This window comes from Rothia halotolerans (genome assembly GCF_004136635.1).
Classification (GTDB): domain Bacteria; phylum Actinomycetota; class Actinomycetes; order Actinomycetales; family Micrococcaceae; genus Rothia; species Rothia halotolerans.
Window position 1 is genome coordinate 936,576 of the sequence record NZ_NOIU01000001.1, and the last position, 20,729, is coordinate 957,304.

Consider the following 20,729-nt stretch of genomic DNA (forward strand, 5'->3'; position numbering starts at 1 on the left):
TTCCGCTCTGGATAACAGTGAGAGCCATAATGTATCTCATGCCGCCGCGGCTGGATACCCCTTCCCCAGGGATGGGTGAGCTTCGGCGGAAGCAGGCTGCAACCGCTCGTCCTCGCCCTCAGCCCTCGGTTCCCCCGACCTCGGCCCGGCTCCTGCGCCCCGCATAGATCCCCAGCACCACGAAGCCCACCACGGCCCACCCCGCGCCGATCAGCAGTGCCAGCGGCGTGGAGTTCGCCAGCACCAGGGCCAGGACCGCGGCACCGACCACCGGGATCACCACGTGCCGGAAGACCGAGGGCCGCCCGCCGCGGCGCCTGATCATGAAGTACGTCAGCACCGAGACGTGGACCATGATGAACCCGACCAGCGCGCCGACGTCGACGATGGAGACCACCGTGTCCAGCCCGTCGGAGCGCGTGGCGGCCCATCCCGCCACCAGGACGTTCCCGGCCGCCGCCACGAGCACCCCGACCAGGGGCACGCCGGTCTTCCCGGTGACCCGGGAGAAGACCTTCGGGATCGCCCCGGAGCGCCCCATGTCCATGAGGATGCGGGAGGCCGCCGACTGCCCGACCAGCGCCGCGAACGCCCCGCCCGCCGCCTTGGCCAGCGCGAGCAGCCAGTAGAGGAACGGCGAGATCGCCGAGTCCACGGTGTCGTAGTACGCGCCGCCCTGCAGCGAGGGATCGGCCTGCAGCTGCTCGGTGGAGTAGGGGCTCAGCAGGGCGCCCACGTAGGTCTGCGCCATGAAGAGGACGCCGACGACGACGAGGCAGACCAGCGTCGCGCGCCCGATCACCCGGTGCCCGCCCTTGGTCTCCTCGGCGAAGGTCGCCAGCGCGTCGAAGCCGAGGTAGGAGAGCACCGCCGCGGAGACCGCGCCGAGCATGAGGTGCCAGGAGAGGCCGGCGTCGCCCCCGGTGAAGGGGTCCAGCCAGCCGCGCACCGGGCCGCTGGTGGCCAGCACCCAGGCGCCGGCCGCGAGCACCATCAGCAGGACCACGACCTCGATCACCACCACCGCCGTGGAGACCCGCGAGGTCACCTTCACGCCGGAGAGGTTCAGGCCCGTGGTCACCACCACCGCGAGGATCACGAAGACCCACACCGGCACCTGCGGGAACAGCGAGTTCAGCGCGATGCCGGAGAACAGGTAGGCCACGGAGGGGATCAGCACGTAGTCCAGCAGCACCATCCAGCCGGACATGTACCCGGTGCGCCGCCCGATCGCCTCGCTCGCATAGGCGAACACGCTGCCCGCCCGCGGCACCGCCCGGGACATCACCGCGTAGCTCGACGCCGTGAGCGCCATCGCCAGCGTCGCCACGAGGTAGACGAGGGGCACGACGCCGCCCGACTTCGCATCCAGCGTCCCGAAGACGCCGACGGCCGCAGCCGGGCCGATGAACACCAGCCCGTAGGCGACGAGCTGGTGGAAGGATACCTCCCGGCGCAGGCCCGGCCCCGCGGCAGGGGCGGCCTGATCATGTGAAGTGGCCATGAGGCGATCTTAGGCCCGTGGGCGCGGGGGCGGATCCCCCGGTTCGCTGAGGGCCAGTGAGTCACATGCGGCCCTAGCACTGACTTCGGCCTCGGCAACGAGCCGTAGGAGGTGGTCAGCCCCCCCGGGGGGGGGGGCGAGGCCGCGCTGTCGCGCGGCCTCGGTCGTCGCTGCGCTCCTCCTACGGGCGCTTGCGCGCCCTGCACGCTGTCGCGTGCTCACCCCGCCGTCGAGTACAACTCCAGCAGCCGGGCCACTTCGTCGGTCATCGCCCGGTACCCCGGGCCCGCCCACTTGCGCGAGTCCACCATCTCGGGATGCTCGTCCAGCACCTGCCGCACCGTGCGGGTGAAGACGTGGTTGAGGTGCGTCGAGACGTTGATCTTGGTCATGCCGGCCCGGATCGCGGCCACCATGCTCTCGTCGCTGACCCCGGAGGAGCCGTGGAGCACCAGCGGGACCGGGACCGTCTCGGCGAGGCGCCCGATCAGGTCGAGGTCCAGCTGGGCGGTGCGCTCGGTCATCGCGTGGGAGGAGCCGACGGCCACGGCCAGCAGGTCGACGCCGGTCTCGGCCACGAACCGGGCGGCGTCGTCGGGGTCGGTGCGGGCGCCCGGGGCGTGGACGCCGTCCTTCCCGCCGACCTCGCCCAGCTCGGCCTCCAGGCTCACCCCGGCGTCGAGGCACCAGCCGGCCACCCGGGCGGTCTCGGCGCGGTTCTGCTCGTCGGGCAGGTGCGAGCCGTCGTACATGATGGAGGTGAACCCGAGGCCGATGGCCTCGCGGATCAGCCCGGTGTCCTTGGCGTGGTCCAGGTGCACGCAGGCGCGGGAGGAGCTCTGCTCGGCCAGGGCGAGGACGCCGCGGGCCAGCGGCGCCAGGCGCCCGCCGTGGAACTTCACGGCGTTCTCCGAGATCTGCAGGACCACGGGGACGTCCAGCCGCTCGGCCGCCTCCACGATGGACTCGGCGTTCTCGAGGTGGATGACGTTGAAGGCACCCAGGCCTGTCCCCTTGCGGCGGCAGTGCAGGGCGAGGTGCGTGAGCGGGGCGAGCATTATCGGTCTCCCTCGGTGACGAGTCGGCGGTGGGAACGGCGGGATCGGCGGCGGGACGGGGCGCCGAGCGAGGCGTCAGGCGTCAAGGCGGGCTCCCAGGGCCTCGTGGATCTCGGCCTCCGTGCCGCCGTTGAGGGTCTCGCGGAGCCCCTTGTTCATCAGGGCGCGAGCCACCCGGGAGAGGATCTGCAAGTGGGTGGTGCCCGCCTCGGCGCCGGGCACCAGCAGGGCGACGCCGACGCCGACGCTCTCCCCCGCGGTCCACTCCACCGGGGCGGCGCTGCGCAGGACCAGGACGCCGGGGCGCCGGATGGCCTCGTGCTTGGCGTGGGGGATCGCGACGCCGTCCATCAGGGCCGTGGTCGACTGCTTCTCGCGGTCCAGCATGGCCGCGACGACGCCGGGGACGTCCTCGAGGATCCCCTGCTCCGCGCCGAGCTCGGCGACCGCCTGGAGGAACTGCCGCTGGTCCCGGGCCGGGACGCCCAGGCGGATGGACTGCTGGGTGAAGATGCTCATGGTGTTCTCCTTGATCTTGTCAGGCGGAGGGGACGGGGTCGGAGGCGGTCGCCTCGGCCCGGAGGGCCTGCCTGCGGGCGGCCCGGGTCCGGTAGAGGCCGAAAAGCAAGCCGCCGACGAGGGCGCCGATGAGGATCGCGCCGAACCACAGGAACGGGTGCGTGGCGATCGGCAGGACGAGGAAGCCGCCGTGGGGCGCAGGGGACCCGGCTCCCCACAGGAGGCTCAGGATCGAGGCGATCGAGCTGCCGACCATGAGGATCGGGATGACCACCAGCGGGTTGCGGGCCGCGAAGGGGATCGCGCCCTCGGTGATGTGGGTCGAGCCGAGGATGTAGTTGACGTACCCGGCCCGGCGCTCGGCGGGCTCGAAGCCGCGGGGGAAGAGCGTGCAGGCGATCGCGGTGATCAGCGGCGGGGCGATGCACGCCGCGGAGACCGCCGCCATGAAGGTGATGTTCCCGTCGCTCAGCAGCGCGACGCCGGTGACGTAGGCCGCCTTGTTGAGCGGCCCGCCCATGTCGAAGGCGCACATGACGCCCAGGATCAGCCCCAGGATCACGGGGTTGGCGCCCTGGAACCCGGTCAGGAAGTCCTCGAGGAAGCCGGAGAACCCGGCCATCGGGGCAGAGATCAGGACGGTGACGAGGCCGAAGACCAGGGAGCCGAGCACGGGGAAGATGAAGATCGCCTTCAGCCCGTTGAGGGCGGAGGGCATGCGGGACAGCAGCTTGGACAGCCCGAGCATCCCGTAGCCGGAGAGGAACCCGGTGACGATGCCGCCCAGGAACCCGGTGCCGTTGTTCATCGCGATCATGCCGGTGACCAGGCCGACCACCAGGCCGGGCCGCTTGGAGACGGACTCGGCGATGAAGGCCGAGAGGATCGGGACCATGAGCCCCAGGCCCACGCCGCCGATCTCGTTGAGCGCGGCCGCGAAGGAGTTGTACTCGGAGCTCTCCGGGTCGGCGGAGTAGATGCCCCAGAGGAAGGAGACGGCGAGCAGGACGCCGCCGCCCACCACGAAGGGCAGCATGTAGGACACGCCGTTCATCAGGTGCTTGTAGATGGCCCGCAGCGCCCGGCGCGCGCCGCTGCCGCCGGTCTCGATGGAGTCGACGTCGAGCAGGTCGTGGTCCAGCGCGGCGTCGGCCCCGCCGTCCTCGCCCTGCGCGCCCTCGGCGGAGGAGGCCGCTCGGGCGCCCCGCTCGGCGGCGGCCAGGACGCGGTCGATCAGCTGGTCCGGCTCGTGGATCGCGACAGCGACGCCGACGTCGACCAGGGGCTTGCCCTGGAACCGCTCCGCCTGGACGTCCTTGTCCGCCGCGACGATGACGCCGGTCGCGCGCTCGATGTCCGCCGGGGTCAGCGCGTTCTCGACGCCGACCTGGCCGTGCGTCTCGACCTTGATCTCGATGCCGCGGGCTTCCGCAGCCTGGCTGATCGCCTCGGCCGCCATGAAGGTGTGCGCGACGCCGGTGGGGCAGCCGGTGGCCGCGATGATGAACTGCTCCGACATGGATCCGTCCTCCTTGACGAGTGGGTGTGGATGCGGAGGTGGCTAACCGGCCGTGAGGGGGCCGGGGGTCTTGGACAGGGGGCGCGAGGGCTCGGTGAGCGCGATCGCCGGGTCGGGGTCCCCGGCAACGGCGATGCGCTCCGTGAACTCCTCGCGCACGGGGAACAGGGTGGTCGCGGCCGAGACCGCGCTGGCCGCCCACAGGGCGGCGGTCCCGAGGCTGCGGGGGCCGAAGTCGCCGCCGGCGATGAACCCGGCGAGCAGGGCGTCCCCCGCGCCGACGGAGTTGGAGACGGGGATGTCCCGGCTGACCGCGCGGAAGGCCCCCTCGGGAGTGACGAGCAGGGAGCCGTCGGCGCCCAGGCTGGCCAGCACGGCGCCAGCGCCCATCTCCATGGCCTGCTCGGCCGCGGAGCGGACGTCCCCGAGGGTCCCGATGGTCCGGCCGGTGAGCTCGGCCAGCTCGTCGACGTTGGGCTTGACCAGGTCCGGTCGCGCCGCCAGCGCGAGGGCCAGCGGCTCTCCGGAGGTGTCCAGCACGACGCGCAGATCAGGGTTCGCCGCCCGGGCGGCCTCGATGAGCCCCGCGTAGGTGGCGGCCGGGACCGACGCCGGGAGGCTGCCGCACAGCGCGACCACCTCGGCCGATGCCGCCCGGGCCCGGACCTCCCGGGTCACCTCCGCCAACTCGTCCTCGGACAGCGCCGGGGCCGGCTCGTTGATCTTGGTCGAGGAGCCGGGGACGCGCAGCGTGATGTTGGTGCGGGTCTCCCGGCGGGTGGGGACGGTGCGGTGCGGGATGCCCGCCCGCTCGAGCTCGTCGTCGATGAAGGCCGACGCCGTCCCCGCCCCGGGCACCAGGACGTCCACCGGGACCCCGGCGCGGCTCAGCGCCCAGGCGACGTTGACGCCCTTCCCGCTGGCCTCCCGGGTCGAGGAGACGGCCCGGTTGACGCCGCCCAGCTCGAATCCCTCGACCGAGACGGTCCAGTCCACGGCCGGGGCCAGCGTCACCGTCAGCACCGGTCCGATGCGTACCTTCATGGAGGCTCTCCTGAGAACTAAAAACTGCGTATCCAACTTAAATAGTTGGTTTCCAATGCTCTTAGTTGCCCATTATTGGCCCCCGGACGTGCTAACGCAAGAGCTTCACGAAGGAAGGCAAGAAAAAATCTGCTTTCGCAACACAGTGGGCGCAGTCATCCCACACCTGGAGAGGGAAGAAGACGCCGGAAGGCTGTACCCCAGGGAGGGGAAGGAGAGGCCCGAGGGCAGTCCGGGGCGGGATCGGTCCCTTCCGGATCAGCGCCGCGACATCAGGCCATGACCACCGTGATGCCGAAGGACTCCAGGCGCCGCCGCTGCTCGCGGTCCAGCCCGACGTCGGTGATCAGCACGTCGATGTCCCGGAGGGTCGCGTGCTGGGCCCCGCGCACCAGGCCGATCTTGGAGCGGTCCGCCAGCAGGATCCGCCGCTCGGCGCTCGCGAGCATCCGCCGCTTCACGGCCGCCTCGTCTGGCTGGGGCGTGGTGAGGCCGCGCTCGAAGGAGATGCCGTTGGTCCCCAGGAAGGCGACGTCGACGTTGATCTCCTCCAGCGCGCGCGTCACCGAGTCCCCGACGGTGGCCACGGTCGGCCGCCGCAGCGTCCCGCCCAGCAGCTCGACGCGCGCCTCCGGGAGGCGCAGGAGGGCCTGGGCGGTGGGCAGGGCGTTGACGTAGAACTGCAGGGCCGAGTCCATCGGCAGCAGGCCCGCCAGGACGGCGACGGTGCTCCCGGCGTCCATCAGCGCCGAGCCCGTGCGGGGCAGGAACTCGACGGCGGCGGCCGCGATGCGCCGCTTCTCCTCGGCATAGTCGGTGCGGGCCTCCACCTCGGGCTCGAAGGTGAGCGCCTCGATCGGGACCGCACCGCCGTGGACGCGGCGCAGCCTGCCCTGGTTCTCGAGGGCGATGAGGTCCTTGCGGACGGTCTCGGTGGTGACGTTCATCTCCCGCGCCGCGGCCGCGGCGTCGATCTTCCCGGAGGCCGCCAGCGTCCGCATCAGGTCGGCCCGGCGCTCGGAGGCGCGCCGCACCGTGTGGGACTGCTGGTTCATGGATCCCTCCTGAGGCGCCGCGCGGTACGGCACCAGTCTATGCGCCGCGCGGCGGGCGGCGGCGCAGGGGCCTGGACCAGAGGGTTTCGGCTCGGGCTATGAAAACTATAAAGAAGTACACAAGAAACAGCGGCCGTCTCCACCAGTACGTGCGCTCGATGACGAGCGACGCCGCCGCGTCCGCCCCGCGACTCACGCCCAGGCCCGCATATGCTCTCCGATGAGCCGGCCGCTGTCCTCCAAGGTGCGCTGCCCCTGCGCGACGCTCATGATGAGGTCATAGGCGGTGTCCGAGTCCATCTGCAGCCGCAGGCCGTTGACCCTCAGGAACGCGCCCATCAGCACCAGAGCGGTCCTCTTGTTGCCGTCGATCATGGCGTGATTGCGAGTGATCGACTCGGTCTGCGCCGCGGCCGCGAGCTCGAGCCGAGGGTAGGCGTACTCGCCGAAGACCCTGGTCACCGGGCGGTCCAACGCCGACTCCAGGAGGCCGGCGTCGCGCACGTGGAATCCCAGGCGGCCGGTGACCGCCAGCGCCGCCTCGATCGCCACCCGCTGCATCAGGAGTCGGCCAGACGCCTGAGGGTCTCGGCGTGATCGGTCATGATGTGCTCGGCGCCCTCCATGACCAGGCGCTGGTGCTCGCGCTCCTTGAGCATGGCCCGCACGCTCTCGAGCGCCAAGGCGTGCTTGGTGCTGTGCTCCGCCTCGGCCTGCGCTTCGAGGGCCTGGTCGAGGTCATCGGGGAGCCGGAGGAGAAAAGCCATATCACTATGATATCTGCCCCTTCAACGCCCGTGAAGAGTCGAGCTCGTCCTTCAACCGCACGAACATCTCATACGGATGACCCGGCTCGGGCTCCATCCTGCCCGACCACTCGGCGACGGTCTCACAGGTGCCGAACCAGGCATCGCCTTCCTCTCGGATCTCCGCCAGGAACTCGCGCAGGAAGGCCGCCCGCCCCGGCGTCCCCATGACCTCGGCATTGAGCCGCAGGTGGAACAGCGTGCCGTAGCGGAGCGCGCCGCGGTACTCCAGCTCCCAGTTCTCCCGCACCGTCTCGATCGGGGAGATCCGCGACTGGCCCGGCGGGAAGGGCGGGTCCAGGTTGTAGCCGAAGTACTGGTGGTCCTCCAGCTCGTACCGGAAGGGGATCTCCACCAGGCCGCCGACGCCGCAGCGGAACGGCCGCTCGTCGGCGGGCAGGGAGGAGCTCCACCGGAACCCGGCCTCGCGGGCGGCCTCGGGGAACCCGTGGGCCCACTCGCCGGCGGGGATGCGGAAGCCCGCGCCGAGGGCGGACGACACGCCGGTGGCCGCACCGCCGATGGATGGACCGTCGGCAGAAGGGCTGCCGGCGGAAGGGCCGATGGCGACTGCATCGCCGTCGGATGCGCGGTGGCCGTCCTCACCGCCCGATGCGAACGCGGCATCCCCGCCGGCCAGTACCTCCTCCAGCGCGGTCCGCCCGTCGACGATCTCCGCGAGCTGCTCCTCCAGGCTCAGCCCGTTGAAGTCCAGGTGCAGGTCCCCGTGGGAGCTCACCGCGTGCCCCCGGGCGGCGATCTGGCGGACCAGCCGGGGGTTCTCGCGCGCGGTCAGGCCCGGGACGAACCAGTCGGCGGCGAGGCCGGCGTCGTCGAGCACCCGCAGCAGCCGCGCCGCGCCCTCGTCCAGGCCGTAGCGCCCGACCGAGCGGGACTTCTCCCGGCCCGCGTTCTCGGGGGCGGCGGAGCGGAACGGCGCGTCGCCGTCGAGGTCCACCGTCACCAGGACCCCGCAGGACTTCCCTTCGGGCCACCTCATGCTCGTTCCTCCCCGCACTCACGGGCGACCTCGCGCGCCGTCCTGAACCTCACAGCCCCCTCCTCCAGCAGCCCGGCCAGGAACCGCTCCAGCTCGATCAGCCGCCCCGGCGTCCCGATGACCTTGGGATGCCAGATGCTGGCCGTGGTCAGCCCCTCGGCCGCGGCGGCCCGGGCCTCCAGGGCCCAGGTGGCGAAGGTCGTCCGGTAGGAGGCCACCCGGTCCAGCCCGCGCGGGAAGTCCGGCGCCCGGTGGTAGGCGAAGTAGGCGTAGTCGTCGAACATCGACTTGGCGGGGATCTCCACCAGCGGCGCGTCCCGGCGCAGGAACGGCCGGTCGCCGCTGCGCAGGGAGCTCGAGTAGGTGTACCCGGCCTCGGCGAGCAGGGCCGGCGTGGCGGGGTCGTAGTCGCCCGACGGCGCCCGGAAGCCCTCCGCCCGCTCGCCCAGCACCGAGAGGAAGGACGCCTGGGCGGATTCCAGCACCTCCCGCTGCTCTTCGGCCGGACGGCCGAAGAACTGCTCGTGGAGGTCCCCGTGGCCGGAGACCTCGTGCCCCTCCTCCCGGATGCGGAGGCACAGCTCGGGCCAGGTCCGCACCACCCAGCCGGGGGTGAAGAAGGTGGCCCGGATGCCGAGCTCCCGCAGGATCCCGAGGATGCGCGGCACGGCCCGGTGCGGCCCGTAGGCGCCCTGGCAGAAGAAGCCGGGCTTGTCCCACAGCTCCCCGCTGACCAGGGCGTCCCCGGAGGGGCCGTCCAGGTCGAAGCACAGGACGAAGGTCCCGGCGGCCTCAGCCGACGCCGCCCTGCGGGCACCCTCGTGGCTGGTCATCAGCGACGGAGAACCGTTGGTCCCCGCCGCCGACTCACGGCCGACGCCGAGCGACGAGTCGCCCCGGGCCGAGCCCCGCACGTCACGCCTCACCCTTCACCCCGTTGATCTCCGGCGCCCGGGCGCCGGACTCGATGCCGTACTTCTCCAGGATCCGGACCATCGTGCCGTCGTCGTACATGTCCTGGAAGGCGTCCCGGATGGCCTCGGAGAGCTGGGTGTTGTCCTTGCGCACCGCCGCGCCGAAGGGCAGGGCCGTGAGGTCGGAGAGGACCACCTCGTACTTGCCGGGCTCGGTGGTGGCGAAGTACGCGAGGTTCTCGCGTCCCTGCACGGCGGCCACCGCGCGCCCCTGGTCCAGCTGCAGGCGCGCCGCGGCGCCCGAGTCGGTGGCCACGATGCTGATCTCGGGCAGCCCGTTGGCCTTGCAGACCTCGTCGTTGTAGTCCAGCAGCGAGGTGTAGTAGTCCGTCTTGGTGCTCACCGAGACCGGCTGCCCGCAGATGTCGGCGTCCTCCCGGAACCTCCCGGCGTTCTCGGGCAGGGTGTAGAACTGGCCCACCGACTGGTAGTAGTCCACGAAGTCCACGGTCTTCTGCCGGACCGGGGTGTCCGAGATGCCGGAGAACACCACGTCCACGCGATCGGTCCGCACGGAGGTGATCAGCTGGTCGAACTTCTGCTCCTCGAACTGCACCTCCATGCCCATCCGGCGGCCGGCCTCGCGGACCAGCTCGACGTCGGCGCCCACCAGCTCGTTGTCGTCGTCCCGGTACTCCATGGGCGGGAAGTCCGGGGACATGCCGACGATCAGGGTGCCGGGGATGACGGTCTTCTCGCTGCGGTCGACGTCGGCGGCCGGGATGCAGCCGGTGAGGACCAGCACCAGGGCGGCGGCGAGCGCGGCGAGCATCCCGCCCCGTCGGGTACGCGTTGTCATGGCCTTCTCCTCACAGCACTCGGGAGAGGAAGGCCCGGGTGCGCTCGTGCTGCGGGTCGTCGATCACCGCATGGGGCGGGCCCTGTTCGATGATCTCGCCGTTGTCCATGAAGACCACCCGGTCGGCGACCTCGCGGGCGAAGCCGATCTCGTGGGTCACCACGATCATGGTCAGCCCCTGCTGGGCCAGCTTCTTCATGACCTCCAGGACGTCGCCCACCAGCTCGGGGTCCAGGGCCGAGGTGGGCTCGTCGAAGAGCATGAGCGCCGGGTCCATGGCCAGGGCCCGGGCGATCGCGACCCGCTGCTGCTGACCGCCGGAGAGCTGGCCGGGGTACGCCGAGGCGCGGTCCTTCAGCCCCACGGTGTCCAGCAGCTCCAGGGCCCGCTCCCGGGCCTTCCGGGAGGCGACGTGCCGGACCAGGCGCGGGGCGTGCGTGATGTTCTCCAGCACCGTCATGTGCGGGAAGAGGTTGAAGCGCTGGAAGACCATGCCCATGGTGCGGCGCTGCCGCGCGAGCTCGGCCTCCTTCAGCTCCCGGAGGGCGCCCGCCGAGCGCGCGTCCTTGCGGAAGCCGATGACCTCCTCGTCCACGATGACGAAGCCGGAGCTCGGCTTCTCGATGTGGTTGATGCACCGCAGCAGCGTCGACTTCCCCGAGCCGGAGGGGCCCAGGATGCAGACCACCTCGCCGGAGGCGATCTTCAGGTCGATGCCGCGCAGCACCTCGTTGGAGCCGTACGACTTGCGGATCTTCTCGAGCCTGACCAGCGGGTCCGTGCTCGTCGCGGTATCGGTGGTGCTCACGGGTTCCTCCTGGAGGTGCCGAGGACGGTCTGGATGCGGCTGAGCAGCCCGACGCCGGCGGTCTGCGCCGCGTGCCCCCGGCCGAAGTGCCTCTCGATGTAGTACTGGACGATCGAGAGGACCGAGACCGCCAGCAGGTACCAGATGGCCGTGACGATCAGCAGCTCGATGATGAGGTTGTTGACGAGGTAGATGTGCTGGGCCTCGTTGAGGATCTCGGTGGCGCCGATCGCGGAGGCCAGCGACGTCGTCTTGAGCATGCCGATGGTCTCGTTGCCGATGGGCGGCAGGATCACGCGCATCGCCTGCGGGAGCACCACGGTGCGCATCGAGCTCAGCCCGGTCAGGCCCAGAGCCTTGGCCGCCTCGTCCTGCCCGCGGTCCACGGAGAGGATGCCGCCGCGCACCACCTCGGAGGTGTACGCCGCCTGGTTGAGCCCGAGCCCCAGGATGGCCGCGACGATCGGCGTCACGATGTCCACGGTGCGGCCCTCGTAGATACCGGGGATGCCGTAGCGCGGGAAGACGATCGCGATGTTGAACCACAGCAGCAGCTGCAGGTAGACCGGGGTGCCGCGGAAGAACCAGACGTAGAGCCAGGCGATCCAGCTGACCACGGGGTTGTGGGCCAGGCGCATCACGGCGATGAGGATGCCGAGGACGATGCCGATGGCCATCGAGATGACCGTCAGGTAGATCGTCACCATGAAGCCGGTGAGGATCGACTTCGCGGTCAGGTACTCCCCGACCGTGGCCCAGTCGATGTCCGCGCGGGCGAAGGCGAGGACGACCGAGAGCAGCAGGAGCACGGTGACCACGGCCGCCACGTACCTGCCGACGTGCTTGTTCCGGATGACCCGGTAGGACTCGACGTTCGTTCCGGTGGGGACGGTGCTCATTGCGGTGACCTGCCGTTCTGGGATGCGCTGCGGGAAGCTTCGAGGAGGTCGGCGAGCGCGGCCTGCTGCTCGCGGACCCGCTCCGGGGAGGTGCCGTTGGCCCCGGTCCGCCGGGCGACCGCGGACTCCAGCGTCAGGCGCTCCAGCACCTCCGGGGTCAGCCGCTCGTCGATCGCCCGGAGGTCCTCGGCGGTGAGGTCCTCCAGCCCGATGTCGCGGGCCTCGCAGTGCACCACGGAGCGGCCGGCGACGTCGTGCGCCTCGCTGAACGGCAGGCCCTGCTCGGCCAGCCAGTCGGCGATCTCGGTGGCGAGCGTGAAGCCCTGGACGGCCTGCCGACGCATGGCCCCGGCGTCGAACCCCACGGTGCGGACCAGCCCGGTCAGGGCCGGGAGGATCGTGCGGAGAGTCCCGGCGGTGTCGAAGACGTAGTGCTTGTCCTCGGAGAGGTCGCGGTTGTAGGCGAAGGGGAGGGACTTCAGGGTGGCGAGCATGCCGGAGAGGTTGGCGATCAGCCGGCCGGTCTTGCCGCGGGCGAGCTCGGCGATGTCCGGGTTCTTCTTCTGCGGCATGATCGAGGAGCCGGTGGACCAGGCGTCGTCCAGCCGCGCCCAGCCGAACTGCTGAGAGGACCAGAGGCAGATCTCCTCGCACAGGCGGGAGAGGTCGGCGCCCAGCATCGCGCCGGCGTAGAGGAAGTCGACGACGTGGTCGCGGCTGGAGACGGCGTCGATGGAGTTGCGCACGACGTCGTCGTACCCCATGTCCGCCGCCATGGCCCGCTGGTCCCCGGCCAGGGTGGAGCCTGCCATCGCGGCCGCCCCGAGCGGCGAGGCCATGCAGGCCAGCCGGGCGTTCTCGAGGCGGGTGAGGTCCCGGGCCAGCGGGAAGGCGTGGGCCAGCAGCTGCTGGGAGAAGAGGATGGGCTGCGCGTTCTGCAGGTGGGTGAACCCCGGCGCGACGACGCCCTCGACCTCCCGGGACCGGGCCAGCAGGGTCTCGGTCAGCTCCCGCACGCCCTCGGCGATCTCGGGGATCACGCGGCGCAGGTGCAGGCGGAGGTCGTTGGCGGTCTGGTCGTTGCGGGAGCGGCCAGCCCGGATCTTCCCGCCCAGGGGCCCGAGCCGGGCGATGAGCTCGCGCTCGAGGTAGCCGTGCACGTCCTCGTCCTGCGGCAGAGGGCGGATGGCGCCCTCGCGGTGGTCGACCACCAGCTGCTCGAGGGCGGCGGCGATGCTCGCGCGCTCCTCGCCGGTGATGATCCCGGCCCGCTCCAGCTCCCCCGCGTGGGCCAGCGAGCCGGCGACGTCCTCGGGGACCAGGGAGAAGTACTGCTCCGGGGAGCGGGAGAGGCGCTCCAGGGCGGGTGCGCTGGCGCCGGTGAACCGGCCTCCCCAGAGCTTGCCCTCCGCGTGGGCTCCACCGTCATGTACGTGTGTGTCCGTCACCGTCTCGCCTCTCGATCCATAATTGTCATACAATTATTCGTACAGTCTGGTGGCACAGGTCACTCATGTCAAGAGGATTGTACGACAATCGGGAGAGTTTACTCAGATGAAACAGAATTCGCGGAACGACGCGGCCTCGCCCGCGGCTCCCCTCGCGCCGGTGGGCTCCTCCCCGGAACGCCCGGCCCCGGGGACGGACTCCTCCCCGGTGACCGCCGAGATCGTCCGCAGGGTCCGCGCCGCGATCGTCGAGGGGACCCTGGGCTCGGGGGCCGAGCTGACGGAGAAGTGGCTGACGCAGACCTACGGCTCCTCGCGCACCACCGCCCGGGACGTGCTGCGGCTGCTGGCCAAGGAGCGGCTGGTGGAGCTGCGCCCTTACCGCAGCGCCCGGGTGCGCTCCTTCACCGGGCGGGAGATCGAGGACATCTTCGAGGCGCGCCTACTCCTGGAGGGTCACGCGGCCCGCGGTTGCGCCTCGGCCTCGGGAGAAGCCCTGGAGGCCCTGCGGAAGGCGCTGGAGGCCTACGTGGACGTCGTCGGCGGCGACGACGTCATGGAGACCTCGGGGGCCCACCGCGACCTCCACGTCGCCCTGGTCGCGACCACCGGGAACACCGCCCTGATGCGCTGCGAGGACGACCTCATGCTCGACTCGACCCTGATCGTGGAGGTCGTCAACTTCAAGAGGGACGACATCGCCAAGATGCGCCGCGAACACGAGCGGCTCGCAGCCGCTTTTCTGGAGCGCGACGCCGAGCGTGCCGAGCAGCTGGTGCGCGAACACCTGCGGATGGTCAGCAGGGCCGCCAAGGACGACGTCGACGCCGTCTGAGCCGGACCGCGTCGGGCCCGGCGGATCGAGCCGCGATGAGAGGGCGGCACGCGCCGGCCGGGGAGATCCCGGAGCGCGCCTCATGTGCCCCTAGATCTCCGCGACCATCAGCGGATCCGACGTCGGGCTCTCGGACCCCCCCTCGGGCTCGACCGTGACGGCGAGCGCCTGGGCGCCCTCGAGGTCGCCGTCCACCCAGACGCCGGCCGCCCCGGCGTCGAAGGTCGCGTCGGGCACCGGAGTGCCGTCCTCCATGAGCCACAGCTGGTACTGCCTGCCCTCGCCCGGGTCGGCCACGCCGGAGGCCACGAGCAGGACTGCGTCGCGGTCGCGGGAGGCGATCACGGTCGCCGTCCCGCCGCCGTCCATCTCGACGTGCCGCACGGCGACGTCGGCCGCGGCGAGCAGGCGCTCCTGGCGCTGCCGCTCCTGCTCATGCTCCTGCGCGACGACCCGCTGCTCCTGCTGGCCCGAGTGCTGGCCCAGCGCCCAGCCGCCCAGGGCCACGCCGGGGACGACCACCGCGGCCGCGGCCGCCAGGACCCAGCGGCCGCGGCGGCGTCGGGCGTCCAGGGAGTGCACGGCGGCCGTCGCCTGCGGGTCCGCGTGCCGCGGGCCCGTCGGAGCGGACGTCGCGGGGGAGGATGCGGTGCCCGCCGCGTCCTGGTCGGCCGCGGTCGACGCGCGGGCGGAGGCGGTGTCGTCCTCGCGGTCCGCGGAGGAAGAGGCGACGACGGTGCCGGAGGCTCCCTCGACCTCCCCGGCATCGGGCCGCGTCGCACGGATGGCCCCCAGGACGCTCTCGCGCAGCTCGGGCGGCGGATCCACCGCGGCGGCGCCCGCCAGCTCGGCGCCGGTCTCCCGGAAGGAGTCGACCTCCTCGCGGCACCGGGTGCAGCCGGCGAGGTGCTCCTCGAAGGCCCGGGCCTCGGCGGCGTCGAGGGCGTCGACGGCGTAGAGCACGGCGTCCGCGTGGACGTCGTCGGCCCGGCCGCTCCCATCAGCTCGTTCGTTCACCATCTCTCCCCCAATGCCGCCCGCAGGCCGACCAGCCCGTCCCGGATGCGGGACTTGGCCGTGCCCAACGGTATGTCTAAGCGCTCGGCCACCTCACGGTGACTGTAGCCGCGGAAGTACACCAGGCAGACGGCCTCCCGCTGGATCCGGCTCAGGTGCTCCAGGCCGGCGCGGACCTCGCCCTCGTCCAGCGTCCTCTCCACCTGACCCCAGGTGGAGTCGCCGGGGCCGGGCTCCGCGCGGTCCGCCTCGTACCGCTCCTCGCGGTCGCGCTCCCGCTGGCTGGAGCGGACCCTGTCCACCGCCCGCCGGTGCGCCATCGTGCACAGCCAGGCCCTGACGCTGCCCCGCTCGGGGTCGAAGCGCGCCGACTGCTGCCAGGCCATGAGGTACACCTCCTGGACGACCTCCGCCGCGAGATCCCGCGAGCGCAGCATGCGGAGCACGACGCCGTACACGAGCGAGGCCGTCGCGTCGTAGAGCTGCGCGAAGGCTCCCTCGTCACTCGTGGCGCTGCGACGCACCAGCTCGGCATGGGACGCCTCACCGACCGCGGCGGACCCCTCCGAGGGTCCGTCGCCGCCGTCCGGGGCGTCGGGGCCTGAGCTCACGTGTTCTCGCTCTCCGCTGCGTGGTGGGGTGTCCGCCGGGAGGCGGTGCGCCCATCGAACTATGCCATATGTCACCTCGGCCTTCGACGGGCCTCGCCGCCTCATGCCCATAGTTCGGCACCGGGGGAAAGGGAGATGGGTCCGCTCTGCCCGGAAGGTCCCGGGAGGTCCGGGAAGGGCAGCATCGCGCCGACGAGTGCGCGGCTCCCGTCGACGCCGGCGCGCCACGGAGAGTGCGGCCCAGAGAAATCTCAGAAAAATCACAACGCCCACCCATCCACCCCCTCAGCGGTGCCGAACATCACACGTACGCTCCGGAACCGGGACGTACGCCGCACATACCTGAGGAGAGATTCCGATGCGCACGTCAACGTTCCTCGCAGCACCCGCCCTGGCGCTCGGCGCCCTTGCCATGGCGGCGGCCCCCGCCGCCGCCCACGAGGGCCACGGAGGCCACGAAGGGGCCTCCACTTACAGCAGCCAGGGGTCCTGGACCTCCATGGCGACCCTGAACTCCATGAACAACAGCGGCACCACCGGTGACGCGACCGTTCAGGTCGACGGCAACGAGGCCACCGTGACCATGCACGTGCAGGGTGCGGCCGAGACCTTCATGGACGGGCCCTTCCCGCACGCGCAGCACATCCACATCGGCGCCCAGGGCGTCTGCCCTCCCCCCGAGGCCGACATGAACGGCGACGGCGCCGTGAACGTGGCCGAGGGTCACGACTACTACGGCATGATCGCCAGCTCGCTGACCACCGAGGGCGACACCGGCGCCGACTCGGGCCTCGCGGTGGACCGCTTCCCCGGCGGCAGTGAGTACACCTACGAGCGGACCCTCCAGGTCGACGACGCCACCAAGCAGGCCATCGAGGACGGCACCGCCGTCGTCGTGGTCCACGGCGTGGATCCGATGAACCTCAGCGAGCAGGCCCAGAACGAGATGAGCGAACTGGACCCGTCGCTGCCGCTGGCCGCGACCCTCCCGGCCGCGTGCGGCACGCTGACGGCCACGCAGATGGACGGCATGCCGGCCGGTGGCGCCGAGACCGGCGTCGCGCAGGGCACGGACGACACCGCCGCGATCGCGGGCGTGAGCGCCGGTGCCGCCGGCCTGGTCGCCCTCGGCGGCGGCGCGCTGTACCTGCGTCGTCGTCGCGCGGCGGCGCAGGACTAGCCGGAACGGGCGGACGGCGTCATGACGCGGTCATCGACGGGCGGCCGCGGGGGCCTCATGGCCTCCGCGGCCGCCGCCGTCCTGCTCCTGGCCGGATGCTCGGCGGGGGCAGGGGACGAGGACGGCGCGGACGCTCCCGCCTCGTCCGCGGCCTCGCAGTCCGCTGCGGCCGCTCCCGGCGCGGGGCCGACCGCCGCCGCGCCGGGGCCCTCCGAGACGGGTCCTCCCGAAGCTGGCCCCTCCGGGCCGGCACCCTCCGCCGAGGCGTCGTCGCCGGATGCTCCCGATCCCCCGGCGGTCATGGACCCCTCGCCGCCGACGGCCCTGAGGATCCCCTCGATCGGCGTCGGGACCCTCACCCTGCACCTGGGCCTGCAGGAGGACGGCGCGCTCGAGGTGCCCCCGGACGGACCCGGCGCACCCGCGAGCTGGTACGAAGGCTCCCCCGTCCCCGGCGAGCGCGGACCCTCCGTCTTCCTGGGCCACGTCAACGCGACCGACGGCGGGCCCGGCGTCTTCGCGGACCTGCGCTCCCTGGCTCCCGGCGACACCGTGGAAGTGGCCAGGGAGGACGGGTCCACCGCCACGTTCGCCGTGGACCGCGGCGAGGCCTACGCCAAGGACGACTTCCCGACGCTCCAGGTCTACGGCAACACCGACGACGCCGAGCTGCGCCTGATCACCTGCGACGGCTACGACCCCGCGACCGGCCTGTTCGACGACAACTACGTGGTCTACGCGAGCCTGGTCCGCTGACGCGGCGGCGCGGCGCCTCCCCGGAGGGTCGCACCGCGCCGCCGCGGGGCTTCGGACTACCCCTCGAAGAGGAAGTCCCCCACGAACCCGCCCGGGGAGCACCCCGGCGGGATCGCGAACACGCAGGAGCCGATGGGCACGGTCCACATGTTCAGCATGTCCAGCTCGGCGAGCCGCCGCTGGATCGGCAGGAACTGCTTCACCGGGTCGGCCTGGTAGGAGGCGAAGATCAGCCCCGACTCGCTCACGCCGCCGGAGTCCGCCCCCTTCCCGGCCAGCCCGCCGGCCGCGCTGACCGGCAGGTCGTAGTTGTACGGTCTGCGGAGGATCCGCTCCTGCGGCGTCGTCGCGGTGGCGCGCCGGATGTGGGCGTAGTCGGCGATCACGTGGAAGCCCAGGGGGGTCGTCGCGGAGAGGTCCGCGGGGTCCTCCTCGCGCTCGCCCGTCAGCGGCGCGCCGTTGGAGAGCTTCCGCCCGACGGCGTCCTCCCGCCCGGGCGCGTCCGCCTCGTCCCACGTGTCCAGGTTCATGTGGATCCGCCGGATCACCAGCGAGGTCCCGCCCGGCGCCCACGGCTCGAGGCCGTCCATCAGCCCGTACACGACGTCGTCCATGCTGGAGTCCTCCGTGGTGGGGTTGATGGTCCCGTCCACCTGGCCGAAGAGGTTGCGCATGGTGGTCCCCTCCTTCAGCGAGCCGGAGGCGTTGCGGAACCCCTCCTGGACCCAGCGGACGGTGCCGAAGCCGCGCAGCCCCTTCAGCAGGAGCCGCTGGGCGTGCGCGAGGGTCATCCTGTCGTCCGAGCAGATCTGCAGCAGCAGGTCGCCGTCGCTGTACTCCTCGCGCAGCCGGTCGATCTGCTCGAAGGCGGGCAGGGGCTTGAGCCACCCGGGCTTGGCGGAGGGGTCGACGACGTCGAACACCCGCTCCCCGAACCCCACCGTGACGGTGAGGTTGGCGGGGATCTCCGTCAGCTCGGGCTCCTGGTCGGCGATCGGCGGCAGGCCCTCGGCGAGGTCGGCGGCGTCGGCGCTCAGCACCTTGAGCATCCGGCGGAGGTCGGCCCGGCCGACGTCCTCGCGGAGGTCGACGGCGATGAAGTTCCCGTAGGCGGGCGCGGGGGTCACGACGCCGGCCTGCCGCTCCCCGTGGAAGCCGACCCGCGCCTCGGCGAGCGGGGCCGTCGAGGAGGCGTCCTCGACCTGCGGGTTCCCCCCGCCGCCCGGGAGGCCGCCGCGGCGGACGGTGTCGATGCCGACCGCCGCCGCGGCGCCCGCCGTGGCCGTTGCCCCGCCGATCAGCGCATTGCGCCGGGTCAGCAGGTTCTTCCTCCCGCTGCCCGGTCCTTTCCTGTCAGCGGTCATGGGCTGCCCCTACTCGCTGCAGGAGGGCAGGGAGTCCTGGGCGGGGTCGCCCATGCCCATGTCCATCGACGACTCGGAGGAGCCGCCGTGCTCGGAGTGGTCCATCCCCTCCATGTCGCCCTCGGAGTGGTCCGTCCCCTCCGTCCCGTGGCCCGAGTGGTCCTCGCCGTCCTCGACGGATCCGGACTCCTCGGCCGAGGGGTCGTAGTTCTCCTGGGCGCCCTGGTAGTCGCGGATCGGCGCCTCGAAGCTCATGCCGTGGCCGTCCTCGGTCTGCAGCGTGAGGTCGATGTCGTCCCCCGCCAGCAGCGAGCAGGAGAGGTCCATGAACATCAGGTGGTTCCCGCCGGGCTCGAGGTTCAGCTCCTCCCCCGGCTGGATGGTGAAGCCGCCCTCCTTCTCCTGCATGGTCGAGGTGCCGTTCTCGCCCGTGACCGTCTCGTGCAGCTGCATGTCCTCGGAGGCCGGGGAGTCGACGCCGGTGATGGTCACGGGCTCGTCGGAGTCGTTGGCGATGGTGCCGAAGGCGGCGGTCATCCCCGAGTCGGCGGCCTTGGCCCACTGGCCGGTGACGGTCAGGCCGACCTCCTCGTTGCTGTGCGTGTCCGGGGCGTCGGCGCTCTGCGCCGAGGAGGGCTCGGCGGTGTTCTCGGGATCGTCGTTCCCGCACGCGGCGAGGGTCAGGGCGGCGATCAGGGCCATGGAGGCCGCGCCGAGACGGCGCGCGCTGATGGTGTTCCTCATGGTGTTCTCTCTTCTTGGCATGGCTCTGCGCCCCGGCGTGGCGGGGGCAGAGAAATCGTCGGTCAGCTGGTGAGGAGAGGAAGCGGCGGGCCGCGAGGAGCCACGGGTCGCGGGACCGTCGCGGCCGCGAGCGCCCGGACGGTGTGGCTCCCGCACGCCCGCAGACGCGCGGTCACCAGGACGGGGCGGGCGGGAAGGCGGAACAGGCCGCGCATCGCCAGGGCCAGGGCGTCGCCCAGCAGCCCCAGGGCGCCCTCCCCCTGCCGGAGCGCGAGGTAGGTCAGCGCGGCCGCGGCGACGTGCAGCAGCACCATCGCCGGGGAGAGGTCGTGGGGCTCGGGGATCGCGGAGGAGGGGAGGACGGCGGCGCCGTGGTGCGCGTGCGCCGCCGCGGCGGGGGAGGCGGACGACGTCGTGCCGTGGCCGGTCTGGGCGAAGAGCCAGTGCAGGAGCCCCTGGGAGACCAGGACGCCCAGGGCGCCCGAGAGGGCGGGGAGCCGGCACAGGGCGATCACGGTGCACAGCAGGCCGGAGAGCGCCCAGCAGACCAGTACGACCGCGAGCTGGGGCGCGTGCCCCTCGGCCACGGCGTGGGCGGAGGCCCCTCCCAGCACGGCGACCGTGCCGACGGCCCAGCCGCGCGCGACGACGGAGCCGCGCCGTGCGAGCATGCCTCGCTCCATGGGGGCTCCCTCCCTCCGGCGCAGCCGCTCGATGCCTACCCCAGCAGGATACCAAGGGGCGGCGGAGCCCCGTCACCCTGCTCCGGGGACCTTCTCCCCGGCCCTG

At 72.1% G+C, this 20,729-nt stretch carries 22 protein-coding genes; 3 read left to right on the forward strand and 19 right to left on the reverse strand.

Annotated features, from left to right (window positions below):
- Positions 1–118 precede the first annotated feature (118 nt).
- The 14 genes from EWV39_RS04305 to argH all read right to left on the reverse strand — a co-directional run bounded on the left by EWV39_RS04305 (position 119) and on the right by argH (position 13,433).
- Complete coding sequence (locus EWV39_RS04305) at positions 119–1,504, reverse strand: APC family permease (protein ID WP_129657015.1); 1,386 nt, start codon at positions 1,502–1,504, stop codon at positions 119–121.
- A 218-nt stretch (positions 1,505–1,722) separates the two neighbouring features.
- On the reverse strand, positions 1,723–2,565 hold the full coding sequence (locus tag EWV39_RS04310) for a class II fructose-bisphosphate aldolase (protein WP_420329942.1): 843 nt from the start codon (positions 2,563–2,565) through the stop codon (positions 1,723–1,725).
- Positions 2,566–2,637: 72 nt separating this feature from the next.
- Positions 2,638–3,081, reverse strand: coding sequence for a PTS sugar transporter subunit IIA (locus EWV39_RS04315; RefSeq protein WP_129657017.1), 444 nt, complete (start codon positions 3,079–3,081; stop codon positions 2,638–2,640).
- Between the two features lie 19 nt (positions 3,082–3,100).
- Positions 3,101–4,600 carry a PTS fructose transporter subunit IIC gene (locus EWV39_RS04320; protein WP_129657018.1) on the reverse strand — a complete coding sequence of 500 codons (1,500 nt, stop codon included), beginning with the start codon at positions 4,598–4,600 and terminating at the stop codon, positions 3,101–3,103.
- Between the two features lie 42 nt (positions 4,601–4,642).
- The gene (locus tag EWV39_RS04325; protein ID WP_129657019.1) at positions 4,643–5,644 is read right to left on the reverse strand and encodes a 1-phosphofructokinase family hexose kinase; all 1,002 of its coding nucleotides are present in this window, start codon (positions 5,642–5,644) and stop codon (positions 4,643–4,645) included.
- 272 nt (positions 5,645–5,916) lie between these two features.
- Entirely contained in the window at positions 5,917–6,699 is a 783-nt protein-coding gene (locus EWV39_RS04330; protein WP_129657020.1) for a DeoR/GlpR family DNA-binding transcription regulator, read from the reverse strand.
- Positions 6,700–6,891: 192 nt separating this feature from the next.
- Positions 6,892–7,260 (reverse strand): type II toxin-antitoxin system death-on-curing family toxin, encoded by a 369-nt coding sequence (locus EWV39_RS04335; RefSeq protein ID WP_238148026.1) that lies wholly within the window; start codon positions 7,258–7,260, stop codon positions 6,892–6,894.
- A complete protein-coding gene (locus EWV39_RS04340) occupies positions 7,260–7,466 on the reverse strand; it encodes a hypothetical protein (protein WP_129657022.1) in 207 nt (68 codons plus the stop codon). Before EWV39_RS04340 ends, EWV39_RS04335 begins: the two co-directional genes overlap by 1 nt.
- A gap of 4 nt (positions 7,467–7,470) precedes the next feature.
- Positions 7,471–8,505: a polysaccharide deacetylase family protein gene (locus EWV39_RS04345; protein ID WP_129657023.1), complete on the reverse strand. Its 1,035-nt coding sequence runs from the start codon at positions 8,503–8,505 to the stop codon at positions 7,471–7,473.
- Entirely contained in the window at positions 8,502–9,338 is an 837-nt protein-coding gene (locus EWV39_RS04350) for a polysaccharide deacetylase family protein (RefSeq protein WP_129657024.1), read from the reverse strand. Before EWV39_RS04350 ends, EWV39_RS04345 begins: the two co-directional genes overlap by 4 nt.
- 82 nt (positions 9,339–9,420) lie before the next feature.
- Entirely contained in the window at positions 9,421–10,278 is an 858-nt protein-coding gene (locus EWV39_RS04355) for an ABC transporter substrate-binding protein (RefSeq protein ID WP_129657025.1), read from the reverse strand.
- A 10-nt stretch (positions 10,279–10,288) separates the two neighbouring features.
- Complete coding sequence (locus EWV39_RS04360) at positions 10,289–11,086, reverse strand: amino acid ABC transporter ATP-binding protein (RefSeq protein ID WP_272947822.1); 798 nt, start codon at positions 11,084–11,086, stop codon at positions 10,289–10,291.
- Entirely contained in the window at positions 11,083–11,985 is a 903-nt protein-coding gene (locus EWV39_RS04365) for an amino acid ABC transporter permease (protein ID WP_129657026.1), read from the reverse strand. The genes EWV39_RS04360 and EWV39_RS04365 overlap by 4 nt, the downstream gene beginning before the upstream one ends.
- A complete protein-coding gene (gene argH / locus EWV39_RS04370) occupies positions 11,982–13,433 on the reverse strand; it encodes an argininosuccinate lyase (RefSeq protein WP_129657027.1) in 1,452 nt (483 codons plus the stop codon). The genes EWV39_RS04365 and argH overlap by 4 nt, the downstream gene beginning before the upstream one ends.
- A 106-nt stretch (positions 13,434–13,539) precedes the next feature.
- On the opposite strand from argH, the gene EWV39_RS04375 reads away from it, so the two are divergent.
- Complete coding sequence (locus tag EWV39_RS04375; RefSeq protein WP_129657028.1) at positions 13,540–14,268, forward strand: GntR family transcriptional regulator; 729 nt, start codon at positions 13,540–13,542, stop codon at positions 14,266–14,268.
- A gap of 90 nt (positions 14,269–14,358) precedes the next feature.
- On the opposite strand, the gene EWV39_RS04380 is transcribed toward EWV39_RS04375, so the two are convergent.
- Positions 14,359–15,288 (reverse strand): anti-sigma factor, encoded by a 930-nt coding sequence (locus tag EWV39_RS04380; protein ID WP_129657029.1) that lies wholly within the window; start codon positions 15,286–15,288, stop codon positions 14,359–14,361.
- Positions 15,282–15,896 carry a sigma-70 family RNA polymerase sigma factor gene (locus tag EWV39_RS04385; RefSeq protein ID WP_238148028.1) on the reverse strand — a complete coding sequence of 205 codons (615 nt, stop codon included), beginning with the start codon at positions 15,894–15,896 and terminating at the stop codon, positions 15,282–15,284. Before EWV39_RS04385 ends, EWV39_RS04380 begins: the two co-directional genes overlap by 7 nt.
- A 358-nt stretch (positions 15,897–16,254) precedes the next feature.
- Between EWV39_RS04385 and EWV39_RS04390 the strand changes: the two genes are divergently transcribed.
- Together EWV39_RS04390 and EWV39_RS04395 are read left to right on the forward strand one after the other, a co-directional pair.
- Complete coding sequence (locus EWV39_RS04390; protein WP_129657031.1) at positions 16,255–17,076, forward strand: hypothetical protein; 822 nt, start codon at positions 16,255–16,257, stop codon at positions 17,074–17,076.
- Positions 17,077–17,097: 21 nt separating this feature from the next.
- On the forward strand, positions 17,098–17,832 hold the full coding sequence (locus EWV39_RS04395) for a class F sortase (protein ID WP_129657032.1): 735 nt from the start codon (positions 17,098–17,100) through the stop codon (positions 17,830–17,832).
- Between the two features lie 56 nt (positions 17,833–17,888).
- On the opposite strand, the gene EWV39_RS04400 is transcribed toward EWV39_RS04395, so the two are convergent.
- The 3 genes from EWV39_RS04400 to EWV39_RS04410 all read right to left on the reverse strand — a co-directional run bounded on the left by EWV39_RS04400 (position 17,889) and on the right by EWV39_RS04410 (position 20,611).
- Positions 17,889–19,196 carry a Dyp-type peroxidase gene (locus EWV39_RS04400; protein WP_129657033.1) on the reverse strand — a complete coding sequence of 436 codons (1,308 nt, stop codon included), beginning with the start codon at positions 19,194–19,196 and terminating at the stop codon, positions 17,889–17,891.
- Between the two features lie 9 nt (positions 19,197–19,205).
- The gene (locus tag EWV39_RS04405; RefSeq protein WP_165313133.1) at positions 19,206–19,940 is read right to left on the reverse strand and encodes a copper chaperone PCu(A)C; all 735 of its coding nucleotides are present in this window, start codon (positions 19,938–19,940) and stop codon (positions 19,206–19,208) included.
- Positions 19,941–20,002: 62 nt separating this feature from the next.
- Positions 20,003–20,611: a hypothetical protein gene (locus EWV39_RS04410; RefSeq protein WP_129657035.1), complete on the reverse strand. Its 609-nt coding sequence runs from the start codon at positions 20,609–20,611 to the stop codon at positions 20,003–20,005.
- Positions 20,612–20,729: the final 118 nt, after the last annotated feature.